The sequence below is a fragment of the Photorhabdus khanii NC19 genome (assembly GCF_000517265.1).
GTDB classification, from domain to species: Bacteria; Pseudomonadota; Gammaproteobacteria; order Enterobacterales; family Enterobacteriaceae; genus Photorhabdus; species Photorhabdus khanii.
The window spans coordinates 419837-440423 of sequence record NZ_AYSJ01000013.1 but is presented as its reverse complement, the minus strand read 5'-3'; the positions used below and the strand labels follow the sequence as shown (position 1 = coordinate 440423).

Here is a 20587-nt window from a genome sequence, read left to right as displayed (position 1 = left end):
ACTAGGGAGAAATCATGTTTGGTTATCGTTCCACTTTACCGAAGGTTCGTCTGATAACAGAACGAATGGTGGTGCGTTTGGTGTACGAGCGAGATGCTTATCGTTTAGCTGAGTATTATGCAGAAAATCACGAATTTCTTAAACCTTGGGAACCGACCCGGGATAACAGCCATTGTCAGCCTTCTGGTTGGACAAGCCGATTGAATTTAATCACGGAAATGCAAAGACAGAGTGCAGCTTTTCATTTCTTGCTGCTTGATCCGAATGAAAATGAAGTTATTGGTGTGGCGAATTTCAGTAATATTTTGCGCGGTGCTTTTCATGCCTGTTATTTGGGATATTCTCTTGGTGAAAAATGGCAGGGGAAAGGGCTGATGTATGAGGCATTGCAACCCGCTATTCGTTATATGCAGCGTCAGCAGGGTATGCATCGGATTATGGCTAACTATATGCCTGATAATCATCGTAGTGGTAAATTATTGGAACGATTGGGTTTTGAGCGTGAAGGATATGCAAAGAAATATCTGATGATAAATGGAATTTGGCAGGATCATGTATTAACCGCACTGACAGATGAAAAATGGAATGGAAAAAGCTGATGATCAGATTGTACTGCTAGATAAACAAGAAACTGCCTAGTTACAAAGTTATAGCGGAACTTAAATTACAGTCTCGTCGTAAGCCCCATCATGGGGCTTTTGCTCATTAATGAACAAACAGATGTAGAGAGAAGGAGGGAAATGTAACTTGAAAGATGGTGTTTCCTCATACCTTATTTTTGACCCTTTTTTCTCAGTTAATTATAATTTATTGATTTATTTAAGAGATTAGCATCTGTTAAAAAAAAGGGTTTTTCTCCTTTGTGTCATTTTGCTCTTTAATAATCAAGAGATTAAAGTTAGTATTCAACAGTTCACTGCCGTACAGGCAGCTTAGAAATTTTCGCTTACATATTGGGCATTCACCCTGATGTTCACTGCCGTACAGGCAGCTTAGAAATGCACCACTAACCGGTGCAGCATTTGCACCAGGTTCACTGCCGTACAGGCAGCTTAGAAAGTAAATTAGCAGTCAAGCACATATCATATTTCGTTCACTGCCGTACAGGCAGCTTAGAAAATCCGGCGTTTACCGATATCGACATCAATAGAGTTCACTGCCGTACAGGCAGCTTAGAAATCCCAAATCCAGGTCTGATAACCGTAGATGCTGTTCACTGCCGTACAGGCAGCTTAGAAATGGTGAAAGAGAGCGGTTAGTTTTACCTTCCGGTTCACTGCCGTACAGGCAGCTTAGAAAATACCAAAGTGCTGTGCTGCTTCTGACAGGGAGTTCACTGCCGTACAGGCAGCTTAGAAACGTTCCCATATCCAGCGCTTTTATTTTTTCCTCGTTCACTGCCGTACAGGCAGCTTAGAAATTATTATAGGTTTTACTGGTAATCAGATTTCGGTTCACTGCCGTACAGGCAGCTTAGAAAATTGCAAAAATTCAGCTGTTGTCCACATTCCTGTTCACTGCCGTACAGGCAGCTTAGAAAAGTCCGGGGCGCTGTCATCAAGGGGTAGTAGCGTTCACTGCCGTACAGGCAGCTTAGAAAACGAACACTATCAATAATGTAGAGATTGCCATGTTCACTGCCGTACAGGCAGCTTAGAAACCACGAGATTACGGCGGATTGCTGACGACAATGTTCACTGCCGTACAGGCAGCTTAGAAAAACGATACCCGCATTCGTATGTCAGCAGGTCGCGTTCACTGCCGTACAGGCAGCTTAGAAATGCGGATAGCAGAGATACCGGGCAAATAGAACGTTCACTGCCGTACAGGCAGCTTAGAAATTAGAAAGATCGATTTATAATACCCTTTTGACGCAAATGGTATTCTCTGACAGACTGCAATGCATAGGAGCTATCTATATAGCAGACTTACCAATGGAGGCAACCATGAGTCATACCCGTTACGAAACTGATGTGGTCGCTTGGGCGAATGAGCAAGCAGCATTATTGCGTGCAGGTAAATTCTCTGAGATCGATATAGTTAATATTGCCGAGGAGATTGAGGACGTGGGCAAGAGTGAAAAACGTGAACTGGCAAGTCGTATGGCGGTTTTGTTGGCCCATCTTCTGAAATGGCAATTCCAGCCTGGCCGTCGTGGTTCAAGCTGGCAACGAACTATCAGGGAACAGAGAAAAGCACTGGAATTGCATATAAAAGAGACACTTAGCCTGAAAAGTACCATTGCTGATGAAAACTGGTTTGCTAAAGTTTGGGCTGATGCCGTTTCTTCCGCTGCCGACGAAACAGGGCTGGATATGTTCCCGGATGAATGTATCTGGAATATAAATCAGATCTTTTCCCAAGAGTTCTATCCTGATTAAATTAAGCTTTAATGAGTTGACTTATTTAACGCACTGACTTCGGTTGGTGCGTTTTTTTGAGCATGATTTTGAGATATAAATACGATGAATTTATTGAAATCGCTGGCTGCGGTCAGTTCTATGACCATGTTTTCCCGGGTTTTGGGCTTTATCCGTGATGCCATTATTGCCCGTATATTTGGGGCAGGTGCAACAACGGATGCTTTTTTTGTTGCGTTTAAATTACCTAATCTGTTGCGCCGTATTTTTGCAGAAGGCGCATTTTCTCAGGCATTTGTGCCGATTCTGTCTGAATATAAAAATCAGCAGGGAGATGAAGCGACCCGGACGTTTATTGCCTATGTTTCCGGTATGCTGACGTTAATTCTGGCGGTTGTTACGGTGCTGGGTATTTTAGCTGCACCGTGGGTGATTTATATTACCGCGCCGGGTTTTACCGATACTGCGGATAAATTTGCTCTGACGACAAATCTGTTAAGAATTACTTTTCCCTATATTTTTCTGATATCGTTGGCCTCGTTGGCAGGGGCAATCTTAAATACCTGGAATCGGTTTTCTGTACCGGCTTTCGCCCCGACGTTGCTTAATATCAGCATGATTGTGTTTGCGCTGTTTGTCGCCCCTTATTGCAATCCACCGGTGATGGCGTTGGGTTGGGCGGTTGTTGCCGGCGGTATTTTGCAACTTGTCTATCAGCTTCCTCATCTGAAAAAAATTGGAATGCTGGTATTACCGCGCATCTCTTTCCGTGACAGTGGCGTATGGCGGGTTATCCGACAGATGGGGCCGGCGATCCTTGGGGTTTCAGTCAGCCAGATTTCATTAATTATTAATACGATTTTCGCCTCATTTCTGATATCCGGTTCTGTGTCCTGGATGTATTACGCTGACCGTTTGATGGAATTACCTTCCGGTGTATTGGGCGTTGCTCTTGGAACAATTCTTTTGCCTTCGCTGGCGAAAAGTTTTTCCAGTGGCAATCATGAGGAATACACTAAACTGATGGATTGGGGGCTGCGGCTCTGTTTCCTATTGGCACTGCCTTGTGCTATCGCGCTAGGTATTCTGGCAGAACCTTTGACGGTTTCTCTTTTCCAGTATGGTAATTTCACCGCATTTGACGCAGCAATGACTCAGAAGGCATTAATTGCTTACTGTTTCGGGCTGATGGGGATAATTATTGTTAAAGTATTGGCACCGGGTTTTTATTCCCGTGGAGATATCAAAACACCGGTGAAAATTGCGATTGCGACTTTAATTTTGACTCAACTAATGAATCTGGCTTTTGTGGGTCCACTGAAACATGCCGGGTTGGCGCTTTCTATCGGTTTGGCAGCGTGTTTCAACGCAGGTATGCTTTACTGGCAATTACGGAAGAAAAATATTTTTAAGCCGCTGGTGGGGTGGGGTGTTTTCTCATTTAAACTGATTGTGGCAGTTGCAGTAATGGTTGCTGTGTTAGCGGTGACTTTATGGTTGATGCCGGCATGGGAACAGGGAAATATGGCTATGCGTCTGTTGCGGTTAATGATGGTGGTTATCGCTGGGGCTGCTAGTTATTTTGCGGCATTGATGCTGATGGGTTTCCGGTTGAAAGATTTTGCCCACCGTAGTTTATAAATAAGTTCAGGTATCCCGGCGGTTATTCTCGGATCAAGCCACGTTTGAGCTTTCGGAGATTGCTGGGATATCAACTTGCATAGAATTAATGTAACCAACTAATTGATTTGTGACTTATATATTTTCATCGTTGAAATATTAATAATTAAGTGATATCTCAGATGTTATAGTCACTTAATTTAATAAAGTTTGAATAAAAAGTTCATTGTGCGTGCCAGGTCGTGTTTTTATTGGTATCGTCCTGTGTTCAGCGGATTATTCAGAAGTCATAGATTAACTTACTGACCTTGATAGATTTAACTGAGTGGGGAAGAATTTATGTGGTTTGAAAAATTAAGTCATATTCAATCAGGTAAAACTGATCATATATTATTCTGTTTCCCTTATGCGGGTGGCTCGGCAGAAGTTTTTCGTAGCCTGAGCACTTGTCTGGCGAAAAATATCGCGGTATATGCATTACAATTGCCAGGTGGCGGCAGTCGTTTTGGTGAAGCGTTAAGCCGGGATGTGGAAAAGATTTTGCAGGCAGTACATGGGGAAATGAGACATCTGATTAACGGTAGCCGGTTTTCTTTATTTGGGCACAGTAACGGCGGTTTGTTTGCTTATGAATTGGCTAACCGGTTAAATAATGAGAACCAATCTCCGGCAAACGTATTTATTTCCGCAGAAGCCGCTCCGCATATTACCAATTTTAAAGAAGATCCATTTGATTTTTCTGATGCACAATTGAGTGAGTTGTTGGCAAAATACGGTGAAACGCATAATGAGGTCATCAATAATGAAGATTTCAAAGCGATATTCTTTCCTATTATTCGTAATGATTTATCGCTTAATTACCATATGAAGCATTACTTGCGGCAAAAGCAAAGTGTCTCTGAACTCGTTTTAATTCATGGACGAGAGGATAAAACGATGTCAAAAGAGGATATGCTGGCGTGGGAAAGCTACACTTGTGGTGGTGTTGATATTCACCTCGTCGATTCTGATCACTTCTTTATTCAGCATATCCCGAAAGTGGTTGCTAATATCATTCATACCAGAATTGCATTGAGCACCAAACAATAACGGATGATGACTGTATAGTACAAACCTTAACCGGCGTGATAAGGCAATGTATGCCTGTATCACGCCAATTTTTCAGAGAAAACTGTGATTGTACAGTTACATCCGCTCTACCGTCTCAATGCCCAATGTATTCAGACCTTGCTTTAGCGTCTTAGCGGTCAGCAAAGCCAGTTTCAGGCGGCTCTGGCGCAGTTCTTCGTTTTCTGCATTCAGGATCTGACAGTGTTCATAGAAACCAGAGAACAGACCGGCTAAATCGTACAGGTAAGCACACATAACGTGTGGTGTACCTTCACGGGCGACAGCGGTGATAGTCTCTTCAAATTGTAACAAACGGGTTGCCAGAGCTTGTTCACGATCCTCATTCAGGATAACCGGTAGAGTCAGGCTGCTTTCATCAATATCGGCACGTTTGAAGATCGAGGCCACGCGGGTATAGGCATATTGCATATAAGGCGCGGTGTTACCTTCAAAGGCGAGCATATTATCCCAATCGAAGATGTAATCTGTCGTACGGCTCTTGGAGAGATCGGCATATTTCACTGCGCCGATACCCACAGCTTCAACCACTTTTTTCAGTTCATCTTCTGGCATATCCGGGTTTTTCTCACGGATAAGTTTATCGGCACGTTCAATGGCTTCATCCAGCAGATCGGTCAATCTGATAGTACCACCGGCACGGGTTTTGAATGGTTTGCCATCTTTACCCAGCATCATGCCGAACATATGGTGTTCCAGTGACATGGTTTCAGGTATATAGGCCGCTTTACGAACGATGGCCCATGCTTGCATTAAATGCTGATGTTGACGGGTATCGATATAATAAAGCACGCGTTCAGCGTGCAGGGTATCATAACGATATTTTGCACAGGCGATATCCGTTGTGGTGTAAAGATAGCCGCCATCCTTTTTCTGGATAATCACGCCCATCGGTTCACCTTCTTTGTTTTTAAACTCATCAAAGTAAACCACGGTTGCACCATCACTTTCTACCGCCAGACCTTTCTGTTTCAGATCAGCGACAATACCGGGCAGCAGATCGTTGTACAGACTTTCCCCCATCACTGCATCTTGAGTCAAAGTGACATTCAGGCGGTCATAGGTTTGCTGGTTCTGGGCCATCGTGATATCCACCAGCTTGCGCCACATCGTACGGCAATACTCATCACCGCCTTGCAGCTTCACCACATAGCCACGGGCGCGGGTCGCAAACTCTTCATCTTCATCATAGTTCTTTTTCGCTTCACGATAGAAAGCTTCCAGATCGGCCAGTGCCATATCGCCGGCATTTTCGTTCTGCACTTTCTCCAGATAGGCGATCAGCATACCGAACTGAGTTCCCCAATCACCAACGTGGTTAGCGCGGATAACCTTATGGCCGAGGAATTCAAGTGTACGCACCGCAGCATCACCAATAATTGTGGAGCGCAGATGACCAACGTGCATCTGTTTAGCAACATTGGGTGCTGAATAATCGACAACGATAGTTTGCGGTTCGACTGGAGTAACGCCCAATTTCTCATCTTTCAGTGCAGTTTCGATATTCGCGGTAATCCAGGTTTTATCAAGAAAAATATTGATAAAACCGGGGCCGGCGATTTCAACTTTACTGGCAATACCTTGCAGATCCAGCAGGCTAACAACTTTTTCTGCCAGTTGTCGGGGTGGCATACCCACTTTTTTGGCGGCAGCCATCACACCATTGGCCTGATAGTCACCAAATTGCACTTTCGCGGATTGACGGACGTGAGCTTCGCTGTCGGCTGGAGCACCTGCTGCAATCAGCGCCTGGCTGACTTTTTCTGAAAGAATCGCCTGAATATTCACCTGGTTACCTTAAATTACGAAATGAGAAGTAAAGAAAGTAAGTATAGTACCGTAAAAACACGCTAATTCAGATAAAAAGACGTGAGTTCGGATAAAATTCGGGTAAAAAGACGAAAAATGTATAGCAAATACCATGATCAAGTAAAGCCCTGCTGTTGCTACTGTTCAGCTATAGGATGAGAAGACAAAAAACGTGTTTTCTTAAAAAATCGTTAATAATTTTAGCGAAAGAGCAGCAAAAATAAGAACTAGTTTGTAAGATAAAGGTCAAAGAATTGCTTATCTGTGATGTGTTCCCCGTGTTCACGGGGATGAACCATATAATATAGATTTGGTTGTTAAAAATAAGGAATGAGTTCCTCGCATTGGCGGGGATAAACCGGTGATATTTGCTGTGATGATGAAAAAACACGGTACGGATTATTTAACGGTGTGGTTATGATTAGAGTTAGTCGAATCGTTAATAAATAATGGCAAAGTGAGTTTTAAATTGTAATGTTTTGAAAAGAAATGTCAGTGTGAATGTAATAATAACATGATGATAAACCACATTATAATCGTAGAGTATGAGTATGTCGTGATTAATCTATTTGGTTTTTTTCTGGCAAAAATGTGATGCAATGATTAATGGAATAACCAAACATATGAATCATAACTGACCGTGGAGTAAATATATTATTTGTTAATAATCAATATGTTGAGTTTAATATTGTCATGATGATAATTTGGCGATAGATGGTGAATTAGAGGCTTTTTTGTTTATATAGATTGTTTTTTTGATCAGTTGGTCAATTTAACGATATCTATTCTTTGCTTAATGAAAACCTGAATCCTTTTTATATTTATAGCGCATTATTATCAATTTTCTTTTGTAAATTTTCAAAGAAGTTCTTGCACTCTGATGATGATTTAATAATTATTGTATAAACTTTGTCATATGGCCGAATATGAAAGAATATCATCAGATACTCTTTGTCGTTATCAACAGGGATTAACTGATTGGTGTTTGTTTCTTTTGTTTTCCGCCTATCCGGCTTTTTGTGTGGGATATAGGCCGTGTGTTGTATTCACGTTAAAAGAAGGAAATAAAACCAATGGGTATATCCGATCCGCGTCTGTGTTTCGATTGTAAGCGGTTTTTGAAAAACTGGGTAGAATTTCAGTTGGTGGATGAACAGGATAAGCCGCTGGTCAACATGCCTTATCGCCTGATTAGTCGTGGAACCCCAGGTTATGTGCGTCAGGGGGTAACCGATGGTTTCGGTGTGCTTAGGGAAGAGATGCTGTTACCCCATCCGGTAACACTGTATATCGCTGCTCAACCCTTGGCGGATGAAATGGAACAGCGCCCGTTGCGGGAAATACGCAGTGAAGAAGCGTCGGTGGTGAAGCTAAAAGCGGAAGCCGAAGGTCATCAATATCGCTATGTGACCATTGGGCAGATTAGTGATGGGGTGCCGGTGATTAAGGGATGGAATCCCAAAGATATTCCACCTCCGTATCATTTCCCGAACCCAGAGCCAAAAGGCTATGAAGTTCATCCGTTAAATCAACGTTATGTACTGGAAGTGTGCCCGTTCCGGGCTTGGGTCTTACAACTGCATCATCAGAAAGAGTATTCCATTGTCAATGCACATAACCAGTGTTTGATGAGTGTGCTGGCTTATGCCGATGGTGATGTCAATGTAGAAGGCTCTGTTAAACATTTTTTTAACCGGCAAATGGTGGATGTTTCAATCTTTCCCTATAAAGTGGAGGAATTGTCGGCAACACCTGTGGTCTATGATGTGCCATTTAGTGAACGTTATACTCGGGTAGAGTTTATTGATTCACGAGCAGGAAACAACAAGCAGGGGGATACCCAACTGTTTTATGCGGCCAGTCAAAATGATGCGGTTGTTAGTTGGCGGGGTACAGCCAGTTGGAGAGATGCCTTAACGGATACTACGTTCCAGCCCCTGGAATTGAGCTGTGATGATGAAAAAGCGCTGTGCAGTGAATTTATTCACCATGGCAAAGTGCATAAAGGGTTCTGGGAAGCGTTTAACTTGGTTGAAAAGCTAACAGTCCCGGGTGATGAAAATCTAATGGTATTCAATGAGATTCTGGACTTGGCTAAAAGGAAAAAGCTATTTATTTGTGGTCACAGCTTGGGAGGCGCTCTGGCATTATTGCACAGTGCACAACTGAAAGAGCACAATCCTTGTCTATACAGTTATGGGATGCCACGAACATTAACCCGCAGTGCAGTAGAAGAATTGTCTTCCATTACCCATTATCGCCATGTGAATGAAGATGACCCGGTTCCTTCTGTGCCCTGTGAGAAAGATATGGATAATGGTTTTTTCAATTACTGGACACCGGCGGGGTATGACTGGGAAATTGTGAAACTCGTGTCACCTTCACCGATTGTTAAAGCGATTAAACAAGCGACAGCCAGTAAAGAAATTTATCTGCATCATGGCAAAGTGGTTCATTTCTTAAAAGCTGGTGCCTGCCCGGAATGGCTGATTATTGCCAGTAATGCATCATTGATAACCAGATTAAGTGCAGAGGACATATTAAGTAATACGACAAAGCTGTATTTAATTCCTGAGCTGGATAAAGAAACAGAACACTCTTTCGCGCAGGCAGGTGAACAGCAAAACGCCCTGTTTAACCAGCTCACTCCGCAAGAAAAGGATAAATTGTTTGCTGAAAATAAAGATCCTGAGTTAAAAGACAAATTAAGTATTCTTAATCACTTCTCATCCAGATATGCCAGTTATATTGACGCACGTCTTAAAGAGTTATGTGAACCGGATAAAATGACGGTTTATCAGGACAGTCAGCGTCACTTTAAGGAAAAAATGGATGTTTATAAAAGCCTGATCCCAGATGCTATTTACTACCGTAATCTCTGTTTTCTGGAAATGGACAAACAATTAATAACGTCATTGGCCGTTAGTCAGCAGACAGAAAAAGGGAAACTGGCTTTACAGCATTATTGCGATGGTAAGGAACTCTCAGTATGAGAATAGTAAAAGTCACGCTGTTGCTACTATTGCTGTATTTTATTTACTGGGCGTTGGGCGATACCTTTTTTAACTGGCTTTTTCCCTTTTCATCTGACGGAAAGGGGCCGTGGATAACCGTGGAGGGTGTTGCGCCGAAATACACAAAACCGTATGTGTCAGCAGAATACATATCAAAAAAATGCTTTGAATATCAGTTGCATGCTGATATGTCGCCTTATAAGGTACCGACCTATAACGGATTGCGCCTGGATGTAAAGGCAGATCCGAAAACGGGTTATTTTCAGGCGAAATTACCCTTCAGTGGTGGAGGGTGGTGTAAGTGGAAGATTGACCAGGCGTTTGTGTCCGTGAGTTATACCGATGTTAGCCACCTGGAGAAAGATGCTATACCCTATGGAGGAACGGGTCTAACCGCCTTTATCAACGATGCTGTTCAAACAAATCTTAGCGAAACGGCGGCATCGAATATCATTGATTTTAGCCCGGTTATTTACCCTGTTTTGAAGATGGTTGAGAAAAGCCCGAAAAGAATATCCTTACAGGGTGAAGTATCAAAAATGCGCTCTTTTCGACTAACGTTAACTCCAGGAACTGAATGGAAAATTACCTTTAAGCCTAAGCTGGATGAGACCAAAATGGCAAAGGTCACTGTGACTGACGAGAAAGGCGAGTGGGTTGAATATCCTGGCGGGCGAATTGAAACCGGTACTCAAACAGTCGATTTTCGGTACATGTATATGAACATGAAGTAACGCTATCAGAACCTCCCATTTACTTCTAATAAGATGGACAAGAAGATTTGATATTGAATACGCTATACAGATAACACTGTAGGAATTGAGGAAAACTGACCATGATAAATATGAAACGCTATGGCACGGAACCACCAATATGAAAATATTAAAGGTCACACTGTCATTATTATTTTTGTATTTTATTTACTGGTCTATGGGCGATACCTTTTTTAATTGGCTTTTTCCCTTTTCATCTTCTGAAAAAGAACAGTTGATTACCGTGGAAGGAATCGTGCCGAAATACACAAAACCGTATGTATCCGCGGAATATATCTCAAAAAACTGTCTTGAGTATCAGTTGGATGCAGGAATGTCGCCTTTTAAAGTACCGACTTATTATGAATTAGACTTGGATATAAAAGCCGATCCGCAAACAGGTTATTTTCAGGCGAAATTACCTTTCAATGGTGGAGGGTGGTGTAAATGGAAAATCAACCGGGCGTTTGTGTCCGTGGGTTATGCCGATTAGCCACCTGGTGAAAGATGCTATACCCTATGGAGGAACGGGTCTAACTGCCTTTATCAACGATGCAGCGCGAACAAATTATTCTGAAGCCTCTGAGACTCGTGCATTGAATACGATAGACTTCAACCCGGTTATTTACCCTGTGTTGAAACTAGTTGAAGGGCGGCCAAAAAGAATTTCCTTACAGGGTGTGGTGGGTTTGTTTCCTTTTCGGCTGAAATTAACTCCAGGAGCGGAATGGAAAATTACCTTTAATCCTAAGCTGGATGAAACCAAAATGCCGAAGATCATCGTGACTGACGGGAAAGGTGAATGGGTTGAGTATCTGATGGCGGGTGGAATAAACAGAGATACCATTGATTACTGGAAAATAAAATAACGTCACTAAGGCCATATTACGGCTTGACCTAAACACTAACACCCGAAATAAGGAGTCCCTATGAACGAGGGGTTCACTTTCTCTGTCAGATTACCGATTTGCCGGAGAAAACATTTGCGGTAGCAGAATTCTCTTTACAGGAAGAATTATCCGAACTGTTTACCCTCTCTTTAACTCTGGTCAGTGAACGGGCGGATATTGACCTGGAATCACTGTTATTACAATCGGTGAAATTCCGGGTGGTTTTCAACGGCGTTGAGCAACGCCAAGTCAGCGGCATTATTGCACAGGCTGTACTGGGTGACACNCATACTCACCGTACCGTTTATTACCTCACCGTCCGGCCTGCGCTCTGGCGGATGAACCTGAATCAGGACAGCCGGATTTATCATCGGCAAAGCGTNCCGGAAATCCTCAACAGCTTACTGAAAAAACACTATATTCTGGCCGATTCCCAACTGAATGAATTTCATTACACACGCNAGTATGTGACGCAAAAGCGCGAGTCCGATTATGACTTTTTAGCCCGGTTAGTCGCCGAAGAAGGGCTGAATTTCTGGTTTGAAGACNACAAATTGTTTTTCAGTGACAGCCACTTAGGCATGACGGCCAATTTACCGCTGGTCTACAACCCTCAGGCAGAGTTAGCCACTGANATGAATGTGATTAATCAGGTGCGTCTGGGTGTCTCCATGACCCCGCAACGGGTGATCTATAATGACCGAAATCNTCAAAATCCCGCTTACCGCCTGACACACCGGGCCAATGTCGATCCGCGTGTTTTGGGGCAAGAAACCCTGTTTTCATTTTTTGAAAGCTACGGCCGTTTTCAAAAAGACGCGGAGGCGAAACCGTTTGTCCAGCGCCGTCAGGGGGGCGTTCAGAATCAACGTCAGTCCGGCAGCGGGCAAAGCAACTGTTTTAAACTGATGCCCGGTAAAATCTTTGACCTCAGCGAACATCCGGCTGATGCCATGAACACCCGCTGGCAAATCGTGACCATTCACCATTACGGCAAGGGTCCACAGGCACTGGAAGAAACCGGAGGCGGCTCAGGAACTTCTCTGCATAACGAATTCAGTTTTATTTCCGGTTATAAGGATTGGCGAGCGCTCTAACGCTACAAGCCGCTGGCGGATGGTGATGAAGTGGCGACCGTGGTGGGCCCGGCTGGGGAAGAGATTTATGTCAGCAAAGAGGGTTGTATTCGCGTCCATTTTCACTGGGATCGCTATGATAAGGCCGATGAAAACGCGTCTTGTTGGGTCCGGTTCGCACAGGGCTGGAATGGCAGCGGTTACGGTTTTATGGCGGTTCCCCGTATCGGTCAGGAAGTGATCGTCTCCTATTTGAATGGCGATATTGATCGGCCGATTGTCACCGGCTGCACCTACAATGGGTTAAATACAGTACCGATGGGGATGTATCGCACCGTATCACCGGCAGTCAGCATTTACAGACCGGGGAGGCGTTGATCGCTGAAAGCGGTCAGGAAACGCACCTGAAAAGCGGCGGTAAAATTGTGTTGGAAGCAGCGTCAGAAATTACCTTAAAAATCGGCGGCCATTTTATCCGGTTAACGCCCGGCGGTATTCTAACCTCCCCCAATTTATCCGTTGGGCAAGGCGCTGCCGGTGTCGGACGTGGTTTGTCTCTGCAATTACCAGAGGGTGTTGCGCCTCTGCCGGGTGTCGAATTTCCAGCCAGACCGCTTTGTGCTGTGCAGGCTCAATTGGAAGCTAATTTGATGATCGATAACCAGGGGGATATATGAACATTTCTATCAATTGGCAACAGTGGCTGACAACGTCTAATAGGCCACCTGTTTTCTTTATGCTCAATTCACTGGCAGAGCCGAATCCTGTCACTCTCTTTTATAAAAACGACTGGGTAGAGCAGGCTTTTCCATTGTATAGCGGTACACCGATGGATCACCTGTTGGCACAAAGTCCCTGGCTGGTTCAGCCCAAGTCAGGCTATCTGTCAGTCATCGGTTACCTGCTTGATAGCCAAACCCTGAGCGATAACAGTTGGGGCTGGGCTTACCGCAGTGAGGATTTATGGCCCCAACAGCTTAATCACTGGCGTTCACGCCAGCAGGTGATATTGCAGGAGAGGCAAGTGCTCTTGCGCAGTATGGATCCCCGCATTCTCAGTCAGTTATTACCGGCAATGATAATCAGTGACTGGTCGGGATTCCTGACGCCGGTGAGTGAATTAATGATCGACGCACCTGAGCCACAAATTTATTCCCGCCCTGAAAATTGTGGTCAAAGTGAGAGTGAAAAGCCCTTTGTCTTGGGTCATCATTTACTTGAGGCTTGGTTCCATTCTGATTACGCCTTGCAAGGGCAGGTATTTGCGAACTGGATGAGCCAGCAGGACAATTACGGGAACGGCTCACTCATAGGTTGAAAGGGCGTTTAGAAAATGGCGAGGGCATGAGTAACCTGACTGGTGCAGATTACTTACAGACGCTCTTGAGCAATAACGAACATTGGATAGCACATGATGGTTAACATCTTGCGAATTTCTAAACCTGTCATGGTTGCGGCTTTACACAACAAGAAATGCGGTTAAGTTTTCGTTACTTAGCAATACGATCAATTTCTTGTTNTGAAATATTACATTGAAAATGATATTTTGTCTTTATCATAGTGACCTNTTTTTTAGGTAATTATATTTCTCATAAACAGAAAATAAGAAAATTGCTTTTTTNNTTAGTTAAAATCCCAAAATCAATATAATAAAAAAATATATAATATATATTTTTGGCATTGTTCCTAATGTAATTAATTCCTATTTTGTTGTTATTTAATGTTTTTTATTTTAAGTGAATCTTATTGATTAAAATTGAAAATCTTTTGCAAATTATTTGTTGAAATTTTTAATAAAAAAGAAATTAATATCGTTTATGATTTAATAAATCCAAGAAAATAGCTCACCAGCATTGACCTAAAAAGGAACTACTATGCTTTGGAAGAATACTTCTAACTGTCTTCCTAAATATGATGAATAGAAGAGAGTCGTTTTTCCAATGGATAACATGTTCTCCGAATCAACGGAGATGAACCATAAATGAAATGATAATTCAATTGGCTTCAAATACTGTTCTTTGTGTCCACGGGGATGAGAATTCATTGGCATCCGTTTTTGCTTCATCGATGACTTTTCTTACAAGCCGCCATTGCTTTCAGCGTAAATTGTGCTAAGCACGGCAATCAATCTCAGGTTATCTGTATTTCTCTCCACGAGAATGAATGAGATAATCCCAGGATCCTGATTACCGATAGGATGGCTTTCATGACTTCCGGCGTCTGCCGGCTATTATTTTTCAATATAGAGGATAACTTTCACTCCTGTTTCTACTGTCATCATCAAAGGGTAATATCCTTACTTACCCCCGGTATTTTATGAAGAATGAGCTATTAGTGAAACAATTAAACAGATAGCGTTATTGGTTATCACAACAGCTTGGGATAAGTATATTTTTTTTGATTAAAAATCAATGTATTATTCTACCAAAATGATAATTGGACGGAATTTAAATGAATGAGAAACTGTTTTATCTATCGTGGATTATTTTTCTGAGAAAATAGGTTTCTATTATCCTTTTTATAGTTTATTAGATTGAAGATAATTGAATTCGTACTGAGTCTGTCATGCTTTCTTACAGTTTGTAACAATTTCTTACAAATTTATATTTTTGTAAATTTATAAAAAACGCTTGCTATCTGATGAAAATTTAATAACTATTACTTTAATTTCCATCATATGAACAATATGAAGGGAATTTCAACTTCTGCTCCCTTTATTCGAAGGGATTAACCGATTGGAATACATTGCTGTCTTCCTGTCGTTCAATTTGTTATTACTCACGGCATAGAGCTGGGTTTTCTGTCTGTGGTAATAGGATTTTTGCTCCCTTATTTTTAGGGTGGTGGGATCCATTATTTTAATTCCTGACGGGATATTTATGCTGAAAAATATCATACGACAAGGGGATAAAACCTCAAAATATATAAGGGCAGAGTGTAATGAACAGAAGAATGTCGCTTTTCCTGCAAGAGCTGAATTATATGCGGCAACTGGCGCAGGAAGCCGGAAAAGAACACCCTCATTTAGCCAGTTTTTTGTCCGAAGGGGCCAGTGATCCGGACGCTGAACGGGCAATACAGGTCTATTCCCTGTTCGCTTCCCGTCTTCGCCACAAAATTGAGGATGATTTTCCTGAGGTGACGCTAAATATGCTAACGCATATTTGGCCGCAAGCGCTGCGCCCGTTACCGCCAACGAGTCTCGTTCAATTTTCACCGCAAGAAGGTAATCACCTGGGGGCGACGACTCTGCCGGCGGGTACGCCAGTTTTTGCCGGTGAAGGCGAACAGGAAATACGTTTTGAAACCTGTTGTCCTCTGCATATCGAGCCCCTGACGGTGGTTGACCGGCAATTGAGCGCCACCGCAGAGTACAGTGAGATAACGTTAAAACTGCGCTGTTCAGGTAATACCCTGGAATGGCAAAGTCAGCCGCTGCATTTCTTTTTGGGCTGTGATCGTGAGCAGGCGGCACTATTAGCCTTGTGGCTTGATTTTCATCTCTGTGATATCCAGTTACGGACGCAGGATAAAACCGTCACGCTGCGTGACAGCTACCCGGTATCGGCGTGGTGGGGGACAGAGCGGCAGGTGGCCATTCTTCCTGTCAGGGAAAACTCACCGTTTTCCATTTTGCAACTGATGATGGAATATTACTATTTCCCGCATGTGCATGATTTTGTGACGATTGATATCAAGGAGGGTTGTTCGTTAGTGGCGTTGAACGCTGACCGGACATTCGAGTTGATTTTGCGGTTTGAAGGCAGTCTGGAACTGACTGATATTGCCCAAACCTTTCTGCTGGATTGCGTGCCGGTCAGACAACTGGAGCCGATGACCAGTGCGGCAATCCCGGTGAATAGTGGCATCAGCGATTATGAAATCCCATTAGAACCGACAAAACGACTGTTCAGCCTGGATCACGTTTACGTATCGACAGAACCGAAACTGGAACGTGGGCAGCCCTATCGCTATCTGCCGGTGAAACAATCTACCCTAACCTCTCATTTCCTGCCGGATGCGGAGTTTCTCTATTATTATCAGCTGAATACGGAATGCGATATTTTGCAGCATACCCGCCAACAGCTGCGTTTCTTTGACTGTCATGGTAAAGCGGCGAATAACCTGCCGTCGCAGTCCATTTTTTGCCAGTTTACCGGCTATCAGTCGCAGGCGGCTGACCTGGGTATCGGCGATATCAATCTGTCGGGCGAAAGTGCCACCGGGTTGACGGTCAGCAATATCACCCCGGTTTCCGCCTGTTATCCCTCCATGATAGAGGAAAGATCAGCTTGGCCGTTGATTTCCTGCTTTGCCGGCTCGCCCTGGATAATATTTCAAACCCACTCGTTGCAAGAGTTTCTGAAAATATTTGATTTTTCACCTGATCAGGCCTTAAGCCGACGTCTCCAGGCCCATATTAGCGGTATCGTCCGGCTGGAGAACATCCCGATAGATCGCCTCGACAAGGGGGTTCCTGTGCGGGGTCACCAGCTTATCCTGACGCTGAACCCGGATTGTTTCACCCATCAGGGGGAGATGTATCAGTTCTGCCTGGTGGTGACACGCCTGATGACCTTTTTCATCAGCATGGGCGCGTTTCTGATGATGAAGGTAGTTGATGGTCAGACAGGTGAAGTCTTGTGGGACTTTCAAGAGATGATGTTCGGGCTGCGGGCCTATATTTAATGTTAAAAGAAGGAAATAAAACCAATGGGTATATCCGATCCGCGTTTATGTTTCGATTGTAAGCGGTTTTTAAAAAACTGGGTAGAATTTCAGTTGGTGGATGAACAGGATAAGCCGCTGGTCAACATGCCTTATCGCCTGATCAGTCGTGGAACCCCAGGTTATGTGCGTCAGGGGGTAACTGATGGTTTCGGGGTGCTTAGGGAAGAGATGCTGTTACCCCATCCGGTAACACTGTATATCGCTGCTCAACCCTTGGCGGATGAAATGGAACAGCGCCCGTTACGGGAAATACGCGGTGAAGAAGCGTCGATGGTGAAGCCAAAAGCGGAAGCCGAAGGTCATCAATATTGCTATGTGACCATTGGGCAGATTAGTGATGGGGTGCCGGCGCTAGACGATTGGAATGATCCTAAAAAAATTCCGCCTCCCTATCATTTCCCAGACCCGGAGCCAAAAGGCTATCAGGTTCACCCGTTAAATCGACGTTATGTACTGGAAGTATGTCCTTTTCGGGCCTGGGTTCTGCTGCTGCATTATCAAAAAGAGTATTCCATTGTGAATGCTTATAACCAGTGTTTGATGAGTGTATTGGCCTATGCCGATGGGGATGTTGATATTGAAGGTTCTGTGAAACACTTTTTTAACCGGCAAATGGTGGATGTTTCAAAATTTCCCTATAAAGTGGAGGAATTGTCGGCAACGCCTGTAGTTTACGATGTGCCGTTTAGTGAACGTTACACTCAAGTGGAATTTATTAATTCAAAAACAGGGGATAACAAGCAGGGTAATACTCAATTGTTTTATGTGACAAGTAAAAACGATGTGATTGTCAGTTGGCGGGGTACAGCCAGTACAGAGGATGTCCTGACAGATGCTACGTGCCAGCCTTTAGAGTTAAGTTGCGATGAAAAAACATTGTGCGGTGAGTTTATTCACAGTGGCAAAGTACATAAAGGGTTTTGGGAAGCATTTAATTTGGTTAGCAAATTAAGAGTTCCCAGTGATACAGATCAAGACGTATTTAGTGACATCATTGACTTGGCTAAAAGCAAAAGGTTATTTGTTTGCGGTCATAGCTTGGGGGGAGCACTGGCATTATTGCACTGCGCGCAACTAAAAGAACATGATCCGTGTTTTTATAGCTACGGAATGCCACGGGTGTTAACAATCAGTGCGGTACGGGAACTGGCAGATATCACCCATTACCGCCATGTGAATGAAGATGACCCAATCCCTTCCTTACCACCGGAAAAAAATCTGGATAACTGGCTATATGATTGTTGGGGGCCACTCGGCTATTTATTCAGCCCTATTGAGTTACTGGATGTTACCAAAAGCGGTGAAATTTTCTTGCATCACGGGAAAATAGTGCACTTTTGTAAGATCAATCTGGTCATTGAATGGCTGGAAGAACGTAATCCAAGTAATCATGTACGGCTCAGAACCACCTTACCCACCAAAACAAAATTGTATTTGATTCCATCACTCAACAGTGAAACAGAAAATAATCTGAAAGATGCTGGGGATATTCAGAAAAGATTTTTTCAACAGATCAGTGAGGCAGATAAAGCCAAATGGTTTCCGTTGAATGAGAATCCGACTGAAAAAGATGCCTTGGGTTTCCCTGATCATAGTTCACTGAAATATGCCCGCTACATTGGCGCGCGGTTAGCAGAACTGGTTGCGCCGGAGAAATACCATTTTTTCCGGGATCAGGAACAATTATTTGAAAAAACGTTGAATGAAAGGACCGATATTGTTCAAGGTATTCGGCAACGGGATATATTATTTTTACAGATGGATCATCAGTTGAAACAAACACTGATTTGTACTCAACAGGATAAACAAGGACCGTTGGCCTTAATACGCTATACGGATAACGCTGTAGGAATTGAGGAATAATTATCATGATAAATATCAAGCAATACTTATCTGTCTTATCCGTGATTTTAATATCAGGTTGTGCTGATCCTAATGAGCCGCTTTCTCCGCCCAAAGAGAATCAGTGGATCACCGTAGAAGGAGTGGCACCGAAATACACACAGCCGCATGTATCCGCAGAGTATATTTCAAAAGATTGCCTTGAATATCAGCTGCATGCTGATATGTCACCTTATAAGGTGCCGACTTATAATGGGCTTCGCCTGAAAGTGAAAACAGATCCACAAACCGGTTATTTTCAGGCGAAACTACCTTTTAATGGTGGTGGTCGGTGCAAATGGAAAATTAACCGGGCCTTTGTATCAGTGAGTTATACAGATATCCATCATTTGGTAAAAGATGCTATTCCGTATTCAGCAACCGGTTTAATCGCATTTATCAATGATGCAGCCCGGACAAATATCAGCGAAATTGAAGCATTGGATACGATTGATTTTAGCCCGGTTATTTACCCCATTTTGAAAGTCGTTGAAGGCCGACCGAACAGAATATTCTTACAAGGTGAAGTTGGTATGTATCCCTTTAGGTTGAAGTTAACACCGGGTGCTAAATGGAAAATCACCTATAAACCTAAGTTGGATGAAACCAAAATGCCAAAAATCACTGTAATTAATAAGAAAGGCGGCGAATGGGTTGAATATCCTAATGGAAGAATCGACCTCCGTCGCCAAACGATAGACTACTGGAAGATAAAATAATATCTACCTCTGTAGGAATTGAGGAGGATTTACCATGATAAATATCAAGCAATACTTATCGCTCTTGGTACTGAGATTAATGCATTGAATATAATAGATTTCAGACCTGCTATATTACCCTATTCTGGAAATGGTTGAGGGACTTCCTAAACTCTTATTCTTACGGGGTGAAGTAGGTACACGTTTTTTTCGATTGAAATTATCTCCTGGAGCTGAATGGAAAATCACTTTTAAGCCTAATCTAGATGAAACCAAAATTCCGAAGGTCACTGTGACCAAACAAGGGGAATGGGTTGAATATCGCGGCGGTAAGATTGATAACGGTACTCAAGAGGTCGATTTTCGGTACATGTATATGAACATGAAGTAATGCTATCAAAGTCGCTTATTTATTCATCAGGAAGATCTGATATTGAACACGCTATACAAGATGCCGAAAATTATTATCCCGCCAGGTAAAGAACCTTCAAGGGTCGAATATCCTGATGATCGGGTGGATATAAACAGAGATACCATTGATTACTGGAAAATAAAATAACGTCACTAAGGCCATATTACGACTTGACCTAAACACTAACACCCGAAATAAGGAGTCCCTATGAACGAG

The 20587-nt window shown here is 43.2% G+C and carries 12 protein-coding genes, 2 pseudogenes and 1 CRISPR repeat array; of the genes and pseudogenes, 13 read left to right on the top strand and 1 reads right to left on the bottom strand.

Annotated features, from left to right (window positions below; translation table 11 throughout):
• Positions 1-14: 14 nt before the first annotated feature.
• From rimJ to PTE_RS13940, 4 genes are all read left to right on the top strand, one after another.
• On the top strand, positions 15-599 hold the full coding sequence (rimJ, locus tag PTE_RS13955; RefSeq protein ID WP_036847584.1) for a ribosomal protein S5-alanine N-acetyltransferase: 585 nt from the start codon (positions 15-17) through the stop codon (positions 597-599).
• Positions 600-911: 312 nt separating this feature from the next.
• Positions 912-1841: a CRISPR direct-repeat array (repeat unit 28 nt; unit sequence GTTCACTGCCGTACAGGCAGCTTAGAAA).
• A gap of 105 nt (positions 1842-1946) precedes the next feature.
• Complete coding sequence (locus PTE_RS13950) at positions 1947-2381, top strand: DUF29 domain-containing protein (RefSeq protein WP_036847581.1); 435 nt, start codon at positions 1947-1949, stop codon at positions 2379-2381.
• Positions 2382-2465: 84 nt separating this feature from the next.
• Positions 2466-4001 (top strand): murein biosynthesis integral membrane protein MurJ, encoded by a 1536-nt coding sequence (murJ, locus tag PTE_RS13945; RefSeq protein ID WP_036847579.1) that lies wholly within the window; start codon positions 2466-2468, stop codon positions 3999-4001.
• Positions 4002-4319: 318 nt separating this feature from the next.
• A complete protein-coding gene (locus PTE_RS13940; protein WP_036847576.1) occupies positions 4320-5069 on the top strand; it encodes a thioesterase II family protein in 750 nt (249 codons plus the stop codon).
• Positions 5070-5165: 96 nt separating this feature from the next.
• Here the strand turns inward: PTE_RS13940 and argS are convergent, their stop codons facing one another.
• Positions 5166-6896 (bottom strand): arginine--tRNA ligase, encoded by a 1731-nt coding sequence (argS, locus tag PTE_RS13935; RefSeq protein ID WP_036847574.1) that lies wholly within the window; start codon positions 6894-6896, stop codon positions 5166-5168.
• 1094 nt (positions 6897-7990) lie between these two features.
• On the opposite strand from argS, the gene PTE_RS13930 reads away from it, so the two are divergent.
• The 9 genes and pseudogenes from PTE_RS13930 to PTE_RS13890 all read left to right on the top strand — a co-directional run bounded on the left by PTE_RS13930 (position 7991) and on the right by PTE_RS13890 (position 19980).
• Positions 7991-9910, top strand: coding sequence for a lipase family protein (locus PTE_RS13930; RefSeq protein WP_036847572.1), 1920 nt, complete (start codon positions 7991-7993; stop codon positions 9908-9910).
• On the top strand, positions 9907-10665 hold the full coding sequence (locus PTE_RS13925) for a hypothetical protein (protein ID WP_036847569.1): 759 nt from the start codon (positions 9907-9909) through the stop codon (positions 10663-10665). The genes PTE_RS13930 and PTE_RS13925 overlap by 4 nt, the downstream gene beginning before the upstream one ends.
• A gap of 196 nt (positions 10666-10861) precedes the next feature.
• Positions 10862-11552, top strand: a pseudogene (locus tag PTE_RS24590) (hypothetical protein).
• A 98-nt stretch (positions 11553-11650) separates the two neighbouring features.
• A pseudogene (tssI, locus tag PTE_RS13910) lies at positions 11651-13027 on the top strand (type VI secretion system tip protein TssI/VgrG).
• Complete coding sequence (locus tag PTE_RS27020; RefSeq protein WP_339366723.1) at positions 13024-13326, top strand: hypothetical protein; 303 nt, start codon at positions 13024-13026, stop codon at positions 13324-13326. The pseudogene tssI and the gene PTE_RS27020 overlap by 4 nt, the downstream one beginning before the upstream one ends.
• Positions 13323-13967 carry a DUF4123 domain-containing protein gene (locus PTE_RS13905; protein ID WP_245219051.1) on the top strand — a complete coding sequence of 215 codons (645 nt, stop codon included), beginning with the start codon at positions 13323-13325 and terminating at the stop codon, positions 13965-13967. Before PTE_RS27020 ends, PTE_RS13905 begins: the two co-directional genes overlap by 4 nt.
• A gap of 1622 nt (positions 13968-15589) precedes the next feature.
• Entirely contained in the window at positions 15590-17338 is a 1749-nt protein-coding gene (locus tag PTE_RS13900) for a type VI secretion system baseplate subunit TssF (protein ID WP_036847562.1), read from the top strand.
• A 24-nt stretch (positions 17339-17362) separates the two neighbouring features.
• On the top strand, positions 17363-19243 hold the full coding sequence (locus PTE_RS13895) for a lipase family protein (RefSeq protein ID WP_036847559.1): 1881 nt from the start codon (positions 17363-17365) through the stop codon (positions 19241-19243).
• A gap of 5 nt (positions 19244-19248) precedes the next feature.
• Positions 19249-19980, top strand: coding sequence for a hypothetical protein (locus PTE_RS13890; RefSeq protein ID WP_036847557.1), 732 nt, complete (start codon positions 19249-19251; stop codon positions 19978-19980).
• Positions 19981-20587: the final 607 nt, after the last annotated feature.